General features: G+C 36.5%; 7 protein-coding genes. 1 reads left to right on the top strand and 6 read right to left on the bottom strand.

The features are described 5' to 3' along the window. Positions 1–106 precede the first annotated feature (106 nt). The 5 genes from CALKRO_RS13070 to CALKRO_RS00580 form a co-directional block, all read right to left on the bottom strand. Positions 107–6,796, bottom strand: a complete 6,690-nt coding sequence (locus tag CALKRO_RS13070) for a fibronectin type III domain-containing protein (RefSeq protein WP_013429194.1) — start codon at positions 6,794–6,796, stop codon at positions 107–109. Between the two features lie 117 nt (positions 6,797–6,913). After that, positions 6,914–8,692 carry a beta-glucuronidase gene (gene uidA, locus CALKRO_RS00595; protein WP_013429193.1) on the bottom strand — a complete coding sequence of 593 codons (1,779 nt, stop codon included), beginning with the start codon at positions 8,690–8,692 and terminating at the stop codon, positions 6,914–6,916. Positions 8,693–8,741: 49 nt separating this feature from the next. Then, positions 8,742–9,626, bottom strand: a complete 885-nt coding sequence (locus CALKRO_RS00590) for a carbohydrate ABC transporter permease (protein WP_041741467.1) — start codon at positions 9,624–9,626, stop codon at positions 8,742–8,744. A gap of 18 nt (positions 9,627–9,644) precedes the next feature. Further along, positions 9,645–10,592, bottom strand: a complete 948-nt coding sequence (locus CALKRO_RS00585; protein WP_013429191.1) for an ABC transporter permease — start codon at positions 10,590–10,592, stop codon at positions 9,645–9,647. Positions 10,593–10,740: 148 nt separating this feature from the next. After that, complete coding sequence (locus tag CALKRO_RS00580; RefSeq protein WP_013429190.1) at positions 10,741–12,321, bottom strand: extracellular solute-binding protein; 1,581 nt, start codon at positions 12,319–12,321, stop codon at positions 10,741–10,743. A 255-nt stretch (positions 12,322–12,576) separates the two neighbouring features. Here CALKRO_RS00580 and CALKRO_RS00575 point away from each other — a divergent pair, with 255 nt between their 5' ends. Beyond that, positions 12,577–14,946, top strand: coding sequence for a helix-turn-helix domain-containing protein (locus CALKRO_RS00575; RefSeq protein ID WP_013429189.1), 2,370 nt, complete (start codon positions 12,577–12,579; stop codon positions 14,944–14,946). A gap of 36 nt (positions 14,947–14,982) precedes the next feature. On the opposite strand, the gene CALKRO_RS00570 is transcribed toward CALKRO_RS00575, so the two are convergent. After that, positions 14,983–16,323: a glycoside hydrolase family 30 protein gene (locus CALKRO_RS00570; protein ID WP_013429188.1), complete on the bottom strand. Its 1,341-nt coding sequence runs from the start codon at positions 16,321–16,323 to the stop codon at positions 14,983–14,985. Between the last annotated feature and the right edge of the window lie 210 nt (positions 16,324–16,533).

The following is a 16,533-nucleotide window of genomic DNA, read 5'->3' as shown; positions in this document are numbered from 1 at the left end:
TTGTATAAAGAAAGTAGTACTCCTATATACAATATGGCAGAAATAAAATATGAGACAGGGAAATAATAACAATTTCCCTGTCTCATATTTTAAATCAAAGAAAAGCTTACTGTTCAGCTACAGTTCCAAATACTACAAACTCTTTAATTGAGTATCCATAGCTTGCACTTCTTCGAGTTCCATACATCCTCACATATCTTCCTGTTACAGGCGAGCTGAAATTAATTTTAGAAATATACGGTGATGAAAGAGTCAAGTTTGTGACACTGTAAACATCTGTCCAGGTTGAATTATCATTGGAAACTTGTATCTTGAAGTCTTTTGCATATGAATTCGCACTGTACCAAGTTATTTCTATTGTGTTTATGCTGCATACAGTTCCAAGATCTATTGTTATCCACTGTGGATCAGAATATGCAGATTCCCATCTGGTGTTAAGATTACCATCTACAGCTTTATCTGGGGTATTACCCGGATTATTAGTAGCTACTGACGATGCAGTAGCAGGTTTATTTAAAGACAACACACCAATGTAAAGAGTCGAAATTGCTATATAGGAATCGTTCATACCATCTTTGTATGCCATTGCTTTTATAGTTGTGATTCCAAGAGGCACAGTAAACGGCCCAGTGTAAACTATTCCATTTGTACGGGACGGTGTAGAACCGTCTAGGGTGTAGATAATTGTTGCTCCTTCAGTTGGACAGGTAATTGTTACAACTTGTGGTGTTTCATAATAGCCAGTTGAAGGTACTATCACTGGCTGATCCACATTGTTACAATATTCAGTAACCTCAGCTCTTTGACCTGCTACCATTACTGGATCACCTGTATTATTTATAACGTGGAGAATGCCTGGGTATCCTGCTAACATCACTGTACATGCGTTGTGAATTTTAACATTTGGATGATTGGGTACTTCAATTGCTCTATCAAGATCAACATCAGCATCTCTAAAGTAACTGTAAATTCCAAGTCCCCATGCTTCATGAGAGGTTACCATATCTGCCACTTTATATGATGCATACCCTTTTACAGTACCATTATTGCTCATCCAGCTCTCCTGATATGGAACATCATATGGTATTTCGCTCTGATAGAAGTATGTCCTTCCTCCATTACCATTCCAAAGCGTCTGATATTCCTGGAAGTGTTCTACCATAAGTCCATACATTGTAACATCATTACCATTTACGATCAAGCCGTTTTTAGCTGTATTTTGATCCCAACCAACACCATATCCATGGTCAGCTCTCCATATCCAGAGATCATCACCAATTACATTGTTACTATTGATAACAAGGCACGCCTCTGTCTTACCAAGATGTGGTCCTCCAACCCTGAAGAAAACGTCGCTAATACATACAGGATTAGCTGAATGATCCGCACTGCTGCCAGCTGTTCCTATCTGCAGTAAGGCTTTTGACTCTACTGGTCCAGCATCAAAGATAATCCCTGCTACTATAACTCCATCTACGTCATCAATTAACATAGGTGTAACTCCGTTGTCTGAAACTACCGTTGCAAACCCAAGACCAAGCACAACAGTGTTGGGTTTTGTTACATGAATAGGCTCAGTAAGATGATATATCCCAGGTGTTAACAAAAGATGCTTGCCCTGTTCAAGTGCAGCGTTGATAGTTGCAGCAGTGTCTGTTTCAGGACGTGCAACGTAAAATTCACTAAGCGGTATGGATCTTCCTGCACCCATGCCGTTCGACCATGAAATTCCCTTAGAATTTGTCTTCAGGTCTGGGACAAATACAAAGTAGTTACCTGATTCATCAATATAGAGGAATGGCTTTTCCCTCACAATAGGTGTTTGGTCCACAGTAGTATACTTTGTAGCTGGCCATGTCCCAGCTGGAGGATTGTCAACTCCTACAAAGACCATGTTCCAAACTTGGCCGTTCCAGCTTCCCCATGTGTCGTTTCTTGAGAACCACTGTTGCTGTGAACCAGAATATACCGTACCATCAATCTTAGAATCTGCCAAAAATCCTCCACTTGACCATCCTCCGCTGTCATGCAGTGTTAAGTTACCTCTTATGTGCACACGTCTTAACGGTGCTGCTTGTGATACTGCCCACATAGTGTTACTATTTACTGCAAGATTTTCTGCGGAACGCCAGAAATTCTGAGTTGCGTTGTTATTGGGTTTCCATTTAGCATCGACAGTCATAGATTGTATTGTGGTATCATCAGGCAGTCGACCCAAACCAGCAACCTGGGTATAGAAGCCAACTTTTAAGCTAATGTTGTATGTGCCTGGTTTAAACAAAAGTGCATATCTGTTGTTAAACAGTCCGTTTCCATCACTGCTAAAATGAGCTCTCTCCATCTGGGCAAATATATCCGAACATACTTTTTGAACTAGTGAAATATCATCTGCTGGGTCAAATATATAAACATTTGGTCCAAATAGTTTCATCTCTAACGAGATTGGCTCTGATAAATCAGTTTCTCCATTTTCGTTGACTGCTGTAACTCTATAGTAATAGGAGGTTCTATCCAAATTTTCATCAGTATAAGTGGTTGATAGTATTGGAGTTGAATTGATTTTTACATATTTCCCAAACCTACTTGTTGATCGATATATGTTATAGCCTTCAGCGCCAAGCGCTTCATTCCATGTTAAAGTAATAGAATTTGCAGTACTCGAAACTATGTCAAGCCCGGTTGGCACTGCAGCCAATGGACCATTAAGTGTTGTTGTAGTAACTTCATTAGAATACGCCTCTCCTCTTGCATTTACAGCAGCAACAACATAGTAATAAGTAGTACCGGCTGAGACTTTTGTATCCGTATAGCTGTGTGATGTTAAAAGAGTGTCATTAACTTTTGTATATGGTCCCCCACTTGTTGTAGAACGATATACATTATAACCTGTTATGACAGAAGCTAATGGTGCTGTCCAACTCAAACTGACTGAATTGTATAATGTTTTTGTTATAGTAAGATTACCAGGGGCTCCAGCAGCTTGCGGTGTTACAATAATGAACTTTTCGTTCTTCCCTACTGTACTGCTTGTTGCAGCTAATATACCAGTTACGGGATCTACAGTTACATATTTCCCACCATTATTAGCCTTAATTGCTACAGTTCCATCACCTTGTGGTTCAATGAAGAATGTTTCCCAACCTCCAGGTGTAGTACTATAGTTAGTTCTTGGAATAAGTTTGTAATTATTGTTGTTAAGTGTATCAGCACATACAAGTTTGTTTAGTGACTTAGAAGCAAAGCCTACTCCGCCGTCACTCTTGAATATGATCTCAAATAACTCAGAATCTGTTGTTGCTTCATTAGCACTTGCTGTAAGAGGAGTACTTGTTGAATCCGCATGAACAATTTTTGAGTTTGCTAGTGCAATTATATATGAATAATATTTAGTTGTGGTGCCAGATGTTACAATTCCATATCCAGTAGTTGTTGCGAAAAGCGCTTCTGAAAGTTCTGATTCACCTATTGAATTCACTGCAGAAACTTTATAGTAATAAACAGAACCTGGATTTAAGTTAGTGTCTTTATAACTTGTGTTTTGTATACCTTCTTGGTTGATTTTTTCAAATGGTCCATTGCTGGTTGCAGATCTATAGATATTATAGTAAAGTGCACCTTTAACAGGCATCCAGCTCAATTCTATCGAATCTTCGGTACTTGATACCATCATCAGTCCTGTCGGTGGTGCCGGTACTGTTGTCATAACTGGAGTGGTTGCTGAAACTGCTTGTGATAAAGCAGATTCGCCATACTCATTCACTGCAGAAACCTTATAATAGTAGGTTTTGCCTGCATCAACATCTGAATCAGTATATGTTGTAGAAGTTATAGCAGTAGCATTAACTTTTGTATACGGCCCACTACTGTTTTCTGAACGATATATATTGTAACCTGTTGCACGTTCAACTGGCGACCAACTTAAGCTAACAGAATAATTTGAGGTCGAAGTTGCATTCACTTCTGCTGGTGATGAAGGTGGCGAACAGTCGATAAAAGTAAATTTCTCATTTTCACCAATTGTCTCAGCAGTTGCTGTTAAAAGTGAGTTACTTGCAATGGTCACATATTTCCCATTAATCATAGATTTCAAAGACTTTGTTCCATCACCATTATCAACAACATGGAAAGTCTCTGATAACCCTACACTTTCTTTGTTAGGGATTAATGAGTTATTCTCCCCGTATACGCTTACATATTTATAATTCAATAAGCTTATTAATGCAACCTTGCCATTTCCCAGGTCTTTTAATTCAAACATTTCCCATCTTCCTGCAGATGATCTATTGGCGTAGAGGTAGTCGCCATTGTATTTGTCTGCACATACAAATTTGCCATTACCAATGCTTTTTATTTGGATTAGATTTCTGTACTGTGCAGCTGGATACTCTCCACTTTCACGTTGAAATACGCGTACATAGTCAATGACAAATTTTTGTGGAAATACCGTTGATGCATCAGGACTTCCTGGCCAATTGCCTCCTATTGCCAAGTTAAGAATTATATAAAAATCATGATCAAATACCCATGTTTTGCCTACCAAATCAGATACTGTTCTTACCTGATACAATTCACCGTCAAAATACCAACGAATTACATTGGGTTCCCACTCGATTGCATAGGTATGAAAATCATCAGTAAACCCTTTTGGATATTCATGCCATGCGCCAATACTATTGTCACCACTGTAACCTGGTCCATGAATTGTTCCGTAAATTCTTGTTGGTGTTTTGCCAACAAACTCCATTATGTCAATTTCACCACAATTTGGCCACCCAACTGTGTTGATATTGCTCCCAAGCATCCAGAAAGCTGGCCATATGCCCTGACCGTAGGGTAGTTTTGCTCTCATTTCTACCCTGCCATAGGTAAATTCAAATTTCCCTGCTGTCTTAATTCTCCCCGAAGTATAATGATATCCTTTGTAATCTTCCTTTATTGCTTTAATAACTAAAAATCCGTTATTGGGATTATCAGGATCTTGTTCTATATATACATTCTTGATACTATTAGTATAATACTGAAGCTCATTGTTACCCCACCCACCGCCGCCTATTTCATACGTCCACTTGTTTTCGTCAACCCCAGGTGCTGGCGTAGCGTTGAATTCATCACTCCACACAAGTTTCCATCCCTCTGGTGCAGTCTGTGTAGTTGCAACAACTGCCTCTGACAATTTCGATTCTCCATATTCATTAACTGCAGAAACTTTATAGTAGTAGGCAGTGCCTGCAATTAGATTTGTATCGGTATAAGTAGTTGATTGTATAGCCGTGGTATTAATCTTTTTGTATGGACCAGCGCTGCTAAATGCTCGATATACATTGTAATAAGACGCTCCATTTACAGGCAACCAATTTAACTCAATAGAATTTGTCGAGATTGACTTAATATTAAGACCGGTAGGTGCTTGTGGAGAAGTCAATACAGGAGTAGTAACTGGCAGTGTAATAATCGCAGGTCCTTGAGATATGGACTCGCCAGTGTTACCTGATGTTTTTTTATCCGCTTCCTCTTTAGAAACAACATTTAGAGTCACACCTGGTGCAGTTTCTACATTTGCTGGTTTTCTCTCCATTGTCACACCAGAGACATTTATCTTAGCATTCTGAATAACGCCTTGCCCTTTCACCTCTACCTTTGCATTGACAGTTAATTTTTCAATCTTAGCTTCGTTGCCAACCTGGATGCTTGAATTCGTTGCAGTTGATTTTACTTCAAAAGTCTTGATCAAACCTTTAGTTATGTTTACTTTTGCGTTTGCTGCCTCTAATGAGATAAGTTCAAAATCTCCGTGTAAGTTAATTTCTTGCATAGAAGAAACTGTTGGAAGAACTCTTACAGTTTGAATGCCTTTGCCGCTGATTTTGTCCTCTTGCAAAGTAGCGGCACAACCCAATTCTACTGATTTAATTTCTGTAGAACCACTTGCTATAATCCTTTTGTTCCCTTTCATTTTTTCAACGAAAAGCTTGTCTGCTATTGACGAATTATCTATAACAATCTCGCCTCCGCCTTTAATTATAGTGCGACCTTTAACCACAACATTTTCAAGTTGAACAGCTCCTTCTGCTACACCCTGAGTTAAATATAGGTCACCATCAATAACCATATTTTTCAAAGTCACATTTTTAGTATTAACAACAAGGTTTCCAGCTACATTGCCTGTGCGTGTGCCTTCAGTGGTTACAAGTTCACCTACAATTTTATCTATTAATTTTACGAATTCTGCTCGTGTCAAGGGACTATTTGGTGCGATAACGTTACCGCTTCTTCCTTTCATGTACCCTTTTTCAATCATCGCACTTAATGCTTCTTTACCCCAACTTGGAATCTTGTCTGAATCGCTAAATTTGTCTAAAACACTTTCATTTGTTGCTTCCAGATTGAATATTCTTGAAAGTATAACAGCTGCCTCAGTACGACTAATAGGATCATTTGGCCGAAACTTACCATTAGTATCACCAATAATTGCACCTACAGCAGTCGCCTTAGCTACTGCATCGGCATACCAGCTATTAGTACTCACATCTGCAAAAGAAAGATTTGCTTTATCAACAAATTTGAATATTCTGTCCAAAAGCATAACAAATTCAGCTCTTGTAATACTCTTATCAGGCCTAATTGTCCCGTCAGGATAACCTTGCAAGATGCCTTTTGATATCCATTTTGTCAGTTCCCCTGCAGCCCAATGACCTGAAATGTCATTCCTTGTATTTGTCTGAGCACTCGCAGGTGCAAAAAAGCTCAAAATCAAAGCAAATACTAAAACTAACGAAATGAACCTTGAAAAATTCATACTCATCCCCCTCTCCCATTTCCTCTTTCATTTCATTATTTATATAAAACATTTCCAGCTTGTTCTTGCTAACTTTATTAATTACTCTTTGTTCACCTCCCCTTAAGTTCATTAAGTTTATTTTTTCTCACACCATCTTTTCTTTAGCAAGAAAGCTGCAGCTTTGGGCTGTCTTTGTCTTGTAAATACACCTTTCCTGTTGCCCATTACTCTGTGAACAGCCTGCTTTGTTGCAAAGTCTGCAAAATTCCAAATATGCTCGCCTACTACAAAATCTAATCTATCAAAAACTCTGTGAAATCTTTCTAACATCTCGCATTGATACTCTTCAGAAAACATGACAGGTGGGTCGCTATGAAATCCCGCTATAGTATCGGCTCCATATTCTGAAACAATAATCGGTTTTTTGAATAGTTCATACCAACGTTTTAATTCTTTCTCCAATTGAAATTCTATCAAGTCAAGTTTCCCACAATCTGTATACCATGAGTAGTATCTGTTTACACATATGACGTCAACTAAATTGCCCACTTTTGTCTCATCAGGAAATGAAGATTCAACTATCGTTACAGGTCTTGTACTATCAAGTTTTTTGACCTCATCTACTACTTTTTTGAAATATTCATATGCCTCTTCTTCGTATGTTGCTGCCTCATTTGCCACGCTCCACATTATTACACATGGATGATTTTTATCCCTTGTTATAAGCTCCCTTATTACTTGAATATGATGTTTTAGAGTTTCTTCGTTTACCCTGTCTTTGCAGAACACTTTCTCATTTTTGTTGAAAAAGTTCATACCAACAGCTGGTGCTTCATCTATTATTAAAATACCTTGCTCGTCTGCCAAATTCAAAATCTCCTCTGCATATGGATAATGCGAAGTTCTGAATGAGTTAGCTCCTATCCATTTCAGCAGATTAAAATCTTTTACGGCTATTACAGGATCATATCCTTTTCCTCTTATATCAGCATCTTCATGCTTGCCAAAGCCTTTTAGGTAAATTGGTTTGTTGTTGAGTAAAAGTTTATTGCCCTCAACCTTTACAGTCCTAATTCCTACTGGAAGAGTATAGAGGTCTTCAACCACACCATCTTCAATGGTTTCAACTTTCAATGCATAAAGGTACGGATTGTCAGGTTCCCAAAATTGCGCATCAGAAATTTCAAGTATCCCGCTTTTCCCTATATTCTCTGCAACTTTCTTCCCTTCCTTATCAACAACTGTCACCCTCACTTCTTTCTTATCGCACTCTTGTCCTTCTACTTTAACTTCATAATTAATAATGCCTTTTTTATCTTGTATTTCAGTAATTACTGTTATATCAGAAATATATGTCTTGGGAGTTGTGTAAAGAATCACTGGTCTATGAATTCCTGCATAGTTGAGAAAATCAAATAGATATTCTTGGGTCCTATATCCAGAAGGATGAAAGGGGTCATTGTAGTTTTTTATGAAACCTGGCGGCAAACAGGTCCAGTCCAAGACATTATTCACTAAAATGGTCACCCTATTTTCGACATCAAAGTTTATATACTTACTTATTTCAACCTCAAACGGCAAAAATCCGCCTTTATGCTCTATCACCTCTTTCCCATTGACAAACACCTTTGCTTTATGCGTGGCACTTCCAACTCGAAGGACAATTCGTTTATTCACCCAAGCCGAAGATACCCAGAAATTTCTTTCGTACCACACATCTCCTATGTGATCTCTTATCTCAGGGTCTTGGGTAATGTCGTTGTAACTTGCGGGCACCGGCATTGGAATTGTCTCTTTTAAAGGCTCCAAATACCATTTTTCTTCATATCCTTTATTCTCTTTGTCCAGTTTAAATTTCCATATTCCACTGAGGTCTTTTATTTCTCTGCTTTTTGTCTCTCGTGGATACAACATCTTTCATTGCCTCCTTCATGTTAATAGTTTTAATTTTACATTTATGCTCTCACTCTTTTATAGCACCAATCATAACACCTTTCACAAAGTATTTTTGTAAGAAGGGATAAATACAAAGTATTGGTACCGTAGCAACAATTATCGCCGCATACTTTATAAGCTCTGTTATAGCAAACCGGTCAGATGCATCTGAAATTCCTGTTGTCATATTCTCTGTGCTGTTCATAATAAGTATCTCTCTTAAAACAAGCTGAAGTGGATACAAATCCCTTGAGCGCAGGTATATAATCGCATTGAAAAACGCGTTCCAGTGACCTACTGCATAAAAGAGAATCATTACCGCTATCATTGGCATTGCAAGTGGTATCATGATTCTAAAAAGTATTGTCCAGTCCCCAGCTCCATCTATCCTTGCAGACTCTTCCAAACTGTCTGGCACAGAATGAAACCCTGTCCTCATTATAATCAGGTTTGTTGTTGAAATAGCACCTGGGATTATCATCGCCCAAATTGTGTCTATCATCCCCAGCGACTGAACAAGCAGGTATGTTGGGATCATACCACCGCTAAAGTACATAGTAAATGCGATGAAGAACATGATGGGATTTTTTAGTTTTAGATTCCTTCTTGAAAGAACATATCCGCCCATTGTGGTAAGAAGAATATTTATGGCAGTTCCAAGCACAACGTAGATGATTGTGTTTCTGTAGCCTATCCAAATCATAGGGTAGCTGAGAAGCAACTTGTATGCCTCAACAGAAAAGTCAAGCGGCTTTAAAAGAGGTCCTCTGTATGCCATGAGTTTTATCGGATTGCTAAATGAGGCAAATAATACATAGAGCATGGGATATAAAAATGTGAAACAAAGCAGTCCTAAGAATATGTAGTTGAAGATGTCAAATATTATCTCGCTAACTCCTTTTTTTATCTTCACCATATATCACCTTACCTTTTACCACAGAGAAGTTTCAGTAAATTTTTTGCTCAGCTGATTTGCCATTACAACAAACATGAAATTTATTAATGAATTGAAAAGTCCAACAGCTGCACCATAGCTATAGTCCATCTCCAAAAGTCCTTTTCGATAAACATATGTCGAAATTACATCTGCCGTTTCATATGTGAGCGGGTTGTACATCAAATACACCTTTTCAAATCCAACATTCATAATGCTTCCCATCCTCAAAATGAAGAGTATCACTATTGTAGGCAATATCCCCGGCAAGGTTACATATATTGCCTGCTTAAAGCGTCCAGCACCATCAATTAGGGCTGCTTCATAAAGTTGAGGATCAATATTTGATATTGCTGCAAGATATATTATGGAATTCCATCCAAGCTGCTGCCAAATTCCAGAACCAACATAGATAGGTCTGAACCACCCAGGTTCAGTCATGAATGAAATGGGTTCACTTAAAATACCCAATGATTTTAATATTTGATTTATAAGACCATCGCGAGAGAAGAAGTCAAGGATTATACCAACAATAACAACGGTTGAAATAAAGTGCGGCATATAACTTATTGTTTGCAATGTTCTTTTGTACACACTGTTTTTTATCTCGTTTAAAAGCAAAGCAAAAATTATTGGTGCAGGAAATCCAAAAATTATATCGTAAACATTTAATAGAATTGTATTTCTTATGATTCGCCAAACATAATAACTATCGTATACAAAAAACTCCCTGAACTTTTCCAATCCAACCCATGGACTGCCTAAAATACCCTTTGCCGGAGTAAAATCTTTAAATGCTATCTGTACACCATACATGGGTATGTAGTGAAATATAAAATAGTAAGCAACTATTGGCAAAAGCATTAGATAAAGATTTTTATTACGCTTTAAGTCACGTAACAATTCTGACTGTCCCTGTTTTTTTGAATTTATCTGTCGGGCCATTAAATTGTTTGCCTCCTTTTGCTCTTATTCAATTCGTCCAAAAAATCAACAAAAATGCAAAAATTAAGACATATTTATGTCCCCCGGAGGCTCTTCTTTAAACCCCCAGGGGAAACATTAGTTATAAATGTTTTTTCAGCTTCCCTTTTTATTTCTTTTTCATGAACCTCTCATATGCTGTCTGATAGATCTTGAGTGCCTCATCAATCCTCATTCTCTTTAATGTGTTTACAAAACCGTTCATATCGTTTGATTTTCCTGTTAAGAGCTTTACAAACATCTCATTGTAATAGGTGTTTACAGTGTTCATGATGTTGCTAATTTTTGCTGCCTCATCAGGTGTAAATGTTATTGGTGGCAACAGTTTAGAATTATCAGGTTTTGTCCATTCTTTTAAAGCATCCTTTTGCTGTGGAAGCATAGCTACCATCTGATTTACATAATATTTTGACTGTACAAAAGGACCACTCCATGATACTCTGCCATACTGTGCAATTGCTTCCATAGCAGAAAGTTTTGAATGATTAAGAATAGCTTCTGTATATGTTGGAATGCCATTTTTCATGACATAGGATCTACCTTCAACACCAAAGTTGTAAGCAAGATACCCTTCTTTGCTGTAACCCCAGTCTAAAATCTTGACTGCAAGCTGGACATTTTTGCATTTTGGAGTAATAGCCATACCATCACCATTTATAGGGAAATCTCTTTGTCCAAGCTCTGCAACTTGGCCTTTTTTAAGAGTTGGATAAGGTGCCCCGACTAAATCAAATTCTGTGCCTTTTTTAGCCTGCAAAAATTTGCCCATTGTTCCACCCAAAAGTCCAAGCCATGCACCTATTTGGTCATTCATTATCTTTGCCTGTATTGCTTGACGGTTCATTGTCAAAAGGTCAGGGTCAATAAGCCCATCTTTCCACCATTTTTGAAGCACTGACATGAACTGTTTGAATTCTGGTTGCAGCGGACCAAATTTTACTCTATTTTTATCAACATAAAAGTCAGTTTTTATCCCCCATGCACCTACCAAAAAGCTGCAGTAGTCAAAAACTCCTCGAGGATTTGCAGACCAGTAATCTGCTGAAAATGGATAGACTGGCATTTTGCTATTTAGTTTTGATGCATTCTTTTTAATTGCAAGAAGCATCTTATACCACTCATCAACTGTCTCAGGAACGGTTAGATTTAACTTTTCTAACCAGTCTTTTCTGATCATAGGCCCGTAAAATGTGCAGTTTATTTTATCTTCTCTTATAAATGGAAACATATAGATTGTTCCATCATCTGTTGTTGCCATTTTCTTGATGTCTGGATGTGTGTCAAAATACTTTTTGAGATTAGGAGCATATTGCATGTAAGGATTAAGTTTAATTATCACATTGTCCATAATAGCCTTTTGTGGACCACCTGGATAAGCAAACCAGTGCCAATCAATAATGTCAGGTAGCTGTCTTGATGCTACCATGATATTGAACTGTTCATTTTCGCTTCCCATTGCCGGGTGAATAAATTGCAAATCTACCTTGAATTTTTTCATAATTGTTTGGTAAACAGCCATTTCTCTGTAGTTTTTTAAAACCGGAGCTGCCTTAGGATCCATCCATGTAAAAATAGTAAGAACCGGTTTACTTGATTGAGCCGAGGCTACATTGTAAAAGATAAACATACTACTTAGAAAAGCTATTACAACCAGCCAAATTATCACTTTACTCATTCTTCTTGCAAACATGGTTTCAAACCCTCCTGTTTTTATTTTGTGTTTCGGCTTTTAGCATACACCCGTCCCTCAAAACGTGTCAATTTCATATTTTTAAGTTTGGTTAAACATTATTAAGAAAAAGGCTTTTTCACCAGTTAAGAAAATTTAATATGACTTATTACTTTTTAAGCTCCCCTTCTAATTGAATTGACAGTAAGTTAAAATAGTAGTTGATAGGATTTGTGTGAGTTTTTCACTCTATAAAGACAGGAGGCTTATAAAGATATGCTCAAATTTCTAAAAAATAGAGATTTTTTGGTAAAGTTATTATTATCATATTTTTTGGTGTTTTTCATTCCATTTGTAGCAGGGTTATATGCTTATTACAATGGATATTCCATTTCTTTAAACAACTTAAAATCATATAGCAAAGCAATCATGACAAATCTGCCTTCAAAAATAAATGATGTAACCTTAAGACCTTTAGAGCTAATAGAGGAAAGCATAAATGCAAGTCCATTTTATTTGACTTTAATATCAAACCACAATCTCCTTGCCTCTAAAAATGACATCATACTTGATATCCGCAACTTTACCCAGCAGCTTATGCTTTATTATACTTCTCCATTCATCTTAGAAATTGGAATTTACATACCTTTTGAAAATATCATTATAACCCCAAATTTTTTTGAATCAAGTAAGTTATATTACGATTACATAATTCGACCAATAGATACAGATTATTTAGATTGGCTAAATCTTTTGAATAAATCGTATAACAGGTATTTTATGCCCATGAGTTTTCTAATTAGAGGTCAACCAAGAAGCACAATACTTTTCTTGCATTCACTGCCCTATTGGACTTTTCAGGACAAGAAGGCAACTTTATTTATCCTGTTAGATGAAGAAAAGTTAAATGATTTTATCAAAAGCAATGTTCTTTATGAAAACAGTAACATATATGTTTTGAACTCTGACAATACAACTTTAACCCAGTATGTTCCAGACAAAAATATTGATTCTTTATTGAAAGACACTATTAAAAACTCTTTCACAGAAAATTCTCTAACCGAGATGAAGACTAAAAAAGATAAGATAATTTTGTATTACAAAAGTGATATGTACCAGTGGAAATACATAATAGCAATATCTTCGCAGTCTTTTTTTAAACCTATAAATAATATGAAGATATACCTGCTACTTTACTTTATCTTCTCACTGATCTTAGGACTACCAACAATTGTGCTTCTTTCTTTAAAAAGCTACAGACCTGTAGATGAAATCAAAAATATTCTGGTTTCCAAGTTTAAAAAACAAAAATTGTCCTATCCATATTCAGAGGGTATAGAAAACATTGAAGATAAAAGCGAAATGATAAAATTAAAAGAACTTGCAAGTTTACTAGTAGCAGAAGAAGAGTTTTTGAGAAAACAAATAAATGAATTTCTGCCTACCTTGCAAAACTGGTTTTTAGAACATTTGTTGGTAGGCAATATCCCCTCAGCTATATCCGAAAAAGAAGTGTTTGAAAAATATCAGATAAAATTTGATTCAGACTTATTTATGGTAATACTTGTTGAGATATATGATTGTCAGAACTTTGAGCTTCAAAAAGATATTACAGATTATAGCTTTGTCCGTTTTATAATTTTCAATATCTTAAACGAGGTGCTAACAAGCCAGAATAACAAAGTTTACAACGTGATTTTAGGAGAAAAAAAGTTGGGAATAATATTAAATATTGTTGACCATAACGACACGGTAGATTCTATCGTGGGTAGATTGGAATATGGCAAAAACTTTATCCAAAGCAACTTCGCAATTCTTCTTACCATTGGTGTGAGCACAATTAAAAAAGGAATTTCTGCCATCAATACCTGCTTTGAAGAAGCAGAAAAGGCCTTGAGTTTAAAGTTTATATCAGGTAACGTCAAAATCTATAAATTTAGTGATGCCTTATCTCAGCTGAAGGATGAAACTTTATCATTTATCACTCCTGAAATGGAAAATAGAATTCTTGAGTGTATCTTAAACGGTAACAAAGCATCTTTGGAAGAAATCTTTAAAAATATCCACTCTAAAATATTTGTGTCTGACAACATTCCAATAATTCAAGCAAAGCTTTTATGTGTCAATCTTTATATTCTCTACGAAAATGCTTGCAGGCTTATTAACTATAAATCTTCTTCAGAGCTGTTTAAAATCATTGAAAATGAAATCATAACAAAAACAAATACACTCACGCTTGATGATTTGTTTTTTAAGATTCAAGACAATTTTATAAGTCTTGCAGAATTTGTAAAGAATAATCAGTTATCTTTCCGTTTTACTCTTGTTGAAAAAGTAAAGACATACATAGATGAGATGTATAATGACCCAAACCTGTCTTTATCTTTGATTGCTGAAAAGTTTAATATAACTCCTCAGTATTTATCATCATTGTTTAAAGAAAAAACTGGTCAAAACCTGAGCGATTATATTACTCACCTGAGAATAGAAAAAGCTAAGCTATTGCTCACGCAAACCAACTATTCTGTAAATGAAATTGCTTTAAAAGTAGGATACATATACCCTAACAGTTTTATAAATGTCTTTAAGAAAAAGGTGGGACTTTCACCAACAAAGTACAGGACTCTTTATAGCTCTCAAAATTAAAGGCGGGCTTTTTCGCCCACCCATTTTATTTATATTTTACTTTTCCAGAACAATGGTCAATATAGACCTTGCTGGAGACTTTCCACAGAATATTTTCTCTCCAATAACCATACTAAACTCTATTTCCTCTGGGTTTTTATTAAAGACAACCACTGCTAAAGTATCGTCCTGGTTCTTCGCTGCCAAAACTTCAAGTTTTGAACTACTACAGCTACTTTTGACTACTTTAGCTCCCGGCCTTATGAATTTAGAAAAATGCCCTATATAATAATATGCATTTTGATAGTGAATCTTTTTCTGGTCTTTATCAACTATTATCGGAGCGTCGCAAAAGTTCCCTACATGATTAGGTCCACCCATTGTGTCAAGAACAATATTCCAATCCATAAATCCAATCGTGTAGCTGTTAAAATCACCAATTATCTCATGAGCATACCTTTCACCAAGCTCCCAAGAACCAAGCTTTACTCCACCTTCCTGACAACCTTCGGTAAACACCAAATTGACATCAGGAAACTCTTCTTTTATTTTTTTGAGCTGGTCAAAATGGTCTCCTCCATACCAGTGGAATGCAACTCCCCATACATACTTAGCAGCTTCTTTGTCACTCAAAATTGTTTTTACCCTGTCATATATGATATCTTTGTTGTGGTCCCATATAAGTATTTTTATATGGGACAGCCCTTCTTCTTCAAGAGTTGGTCCTAAGTAATCCTTCACAAAATCTCTTTCTTCTTCAGCTGTGTATATGCACGACTCCCACACTTGAGTTGCCATCGGCTCATTTTGAACTGTCACAGCCCATATCTCAATTCCTTCTTCTTTATATGCTTTTATGAATTTGCAGAAAAACTTTGCCCATGTTTTTTTATACTCATCCTTTAGCTTTCCACCATGGCACATATCACCGTTTGTCTTCATCCATGCAGGCGGACTCCAAGGTGAAACGAGAATTTTGAGATCTTGACAATATTCCTTTATTCTTTTTAAAAGAGGAATTACCATCTTTTTGTCTCTTTCAATGTTAAAATGTTTTAGATCGGTATCACCTTCAACATCATCACAGCTGTAGCTATCAACACAAAAATCACAGCTGTTCATGTGAATTCTACAAAGCTTATAGCCAAGCCCCTCTTTTGGGTCAAAGTACCCTCTTAAAATCTCTTCTTGCTGGTGTGGCAAAAGTGACAGTATATTTACCGCGGCAGCCTCTGTAAGTGCCCCACCAAAACCTAATACCTCTTGAAATGTAGTGGATGGCTCAATTGTTATAACAGACTCCTTTTCTATTTTCTCACACTCTTTTATATTGTCTACTTGCTGCAGGGGAATGCTGCAATCCTTTGCCGTTATGTAACATGTAATTTTCTTGAACATTTTTAATCTGCCTCCCTTTGTTTTTAGATAGCTTTTACATATTTCATTCTACTTTAATAGTATCTTATAAGTAAATACACTGAATTTTAGAAAAGGTCTCAATTTTGTTGAAAAATAGGCACGGGACACCCGGTAAAAAGTGTCCCGCTAAAAAATCAATTAATGCCATTTAAATGTAATTGCTGATTCTGTCGGGACTGCATTGTATTC

The sequence above is a fragment of the Caldicellulosiruptor kronotskyensis 2002 genome (assembly GCF_000166775.1).
In the GTDB taxonomy this organism is placed as follows: Bacteria; Bacillota; Thermoanaerobacteria; order Caldicellulosiruptorales; family Caldicellulosiruptoraceae; genus Caldicellulosiruptor; species Caldicellulosiruptor kronotskyensis.
This window is presented reverse-complemented; position numbering and strand designations above follow the sequence as displayed.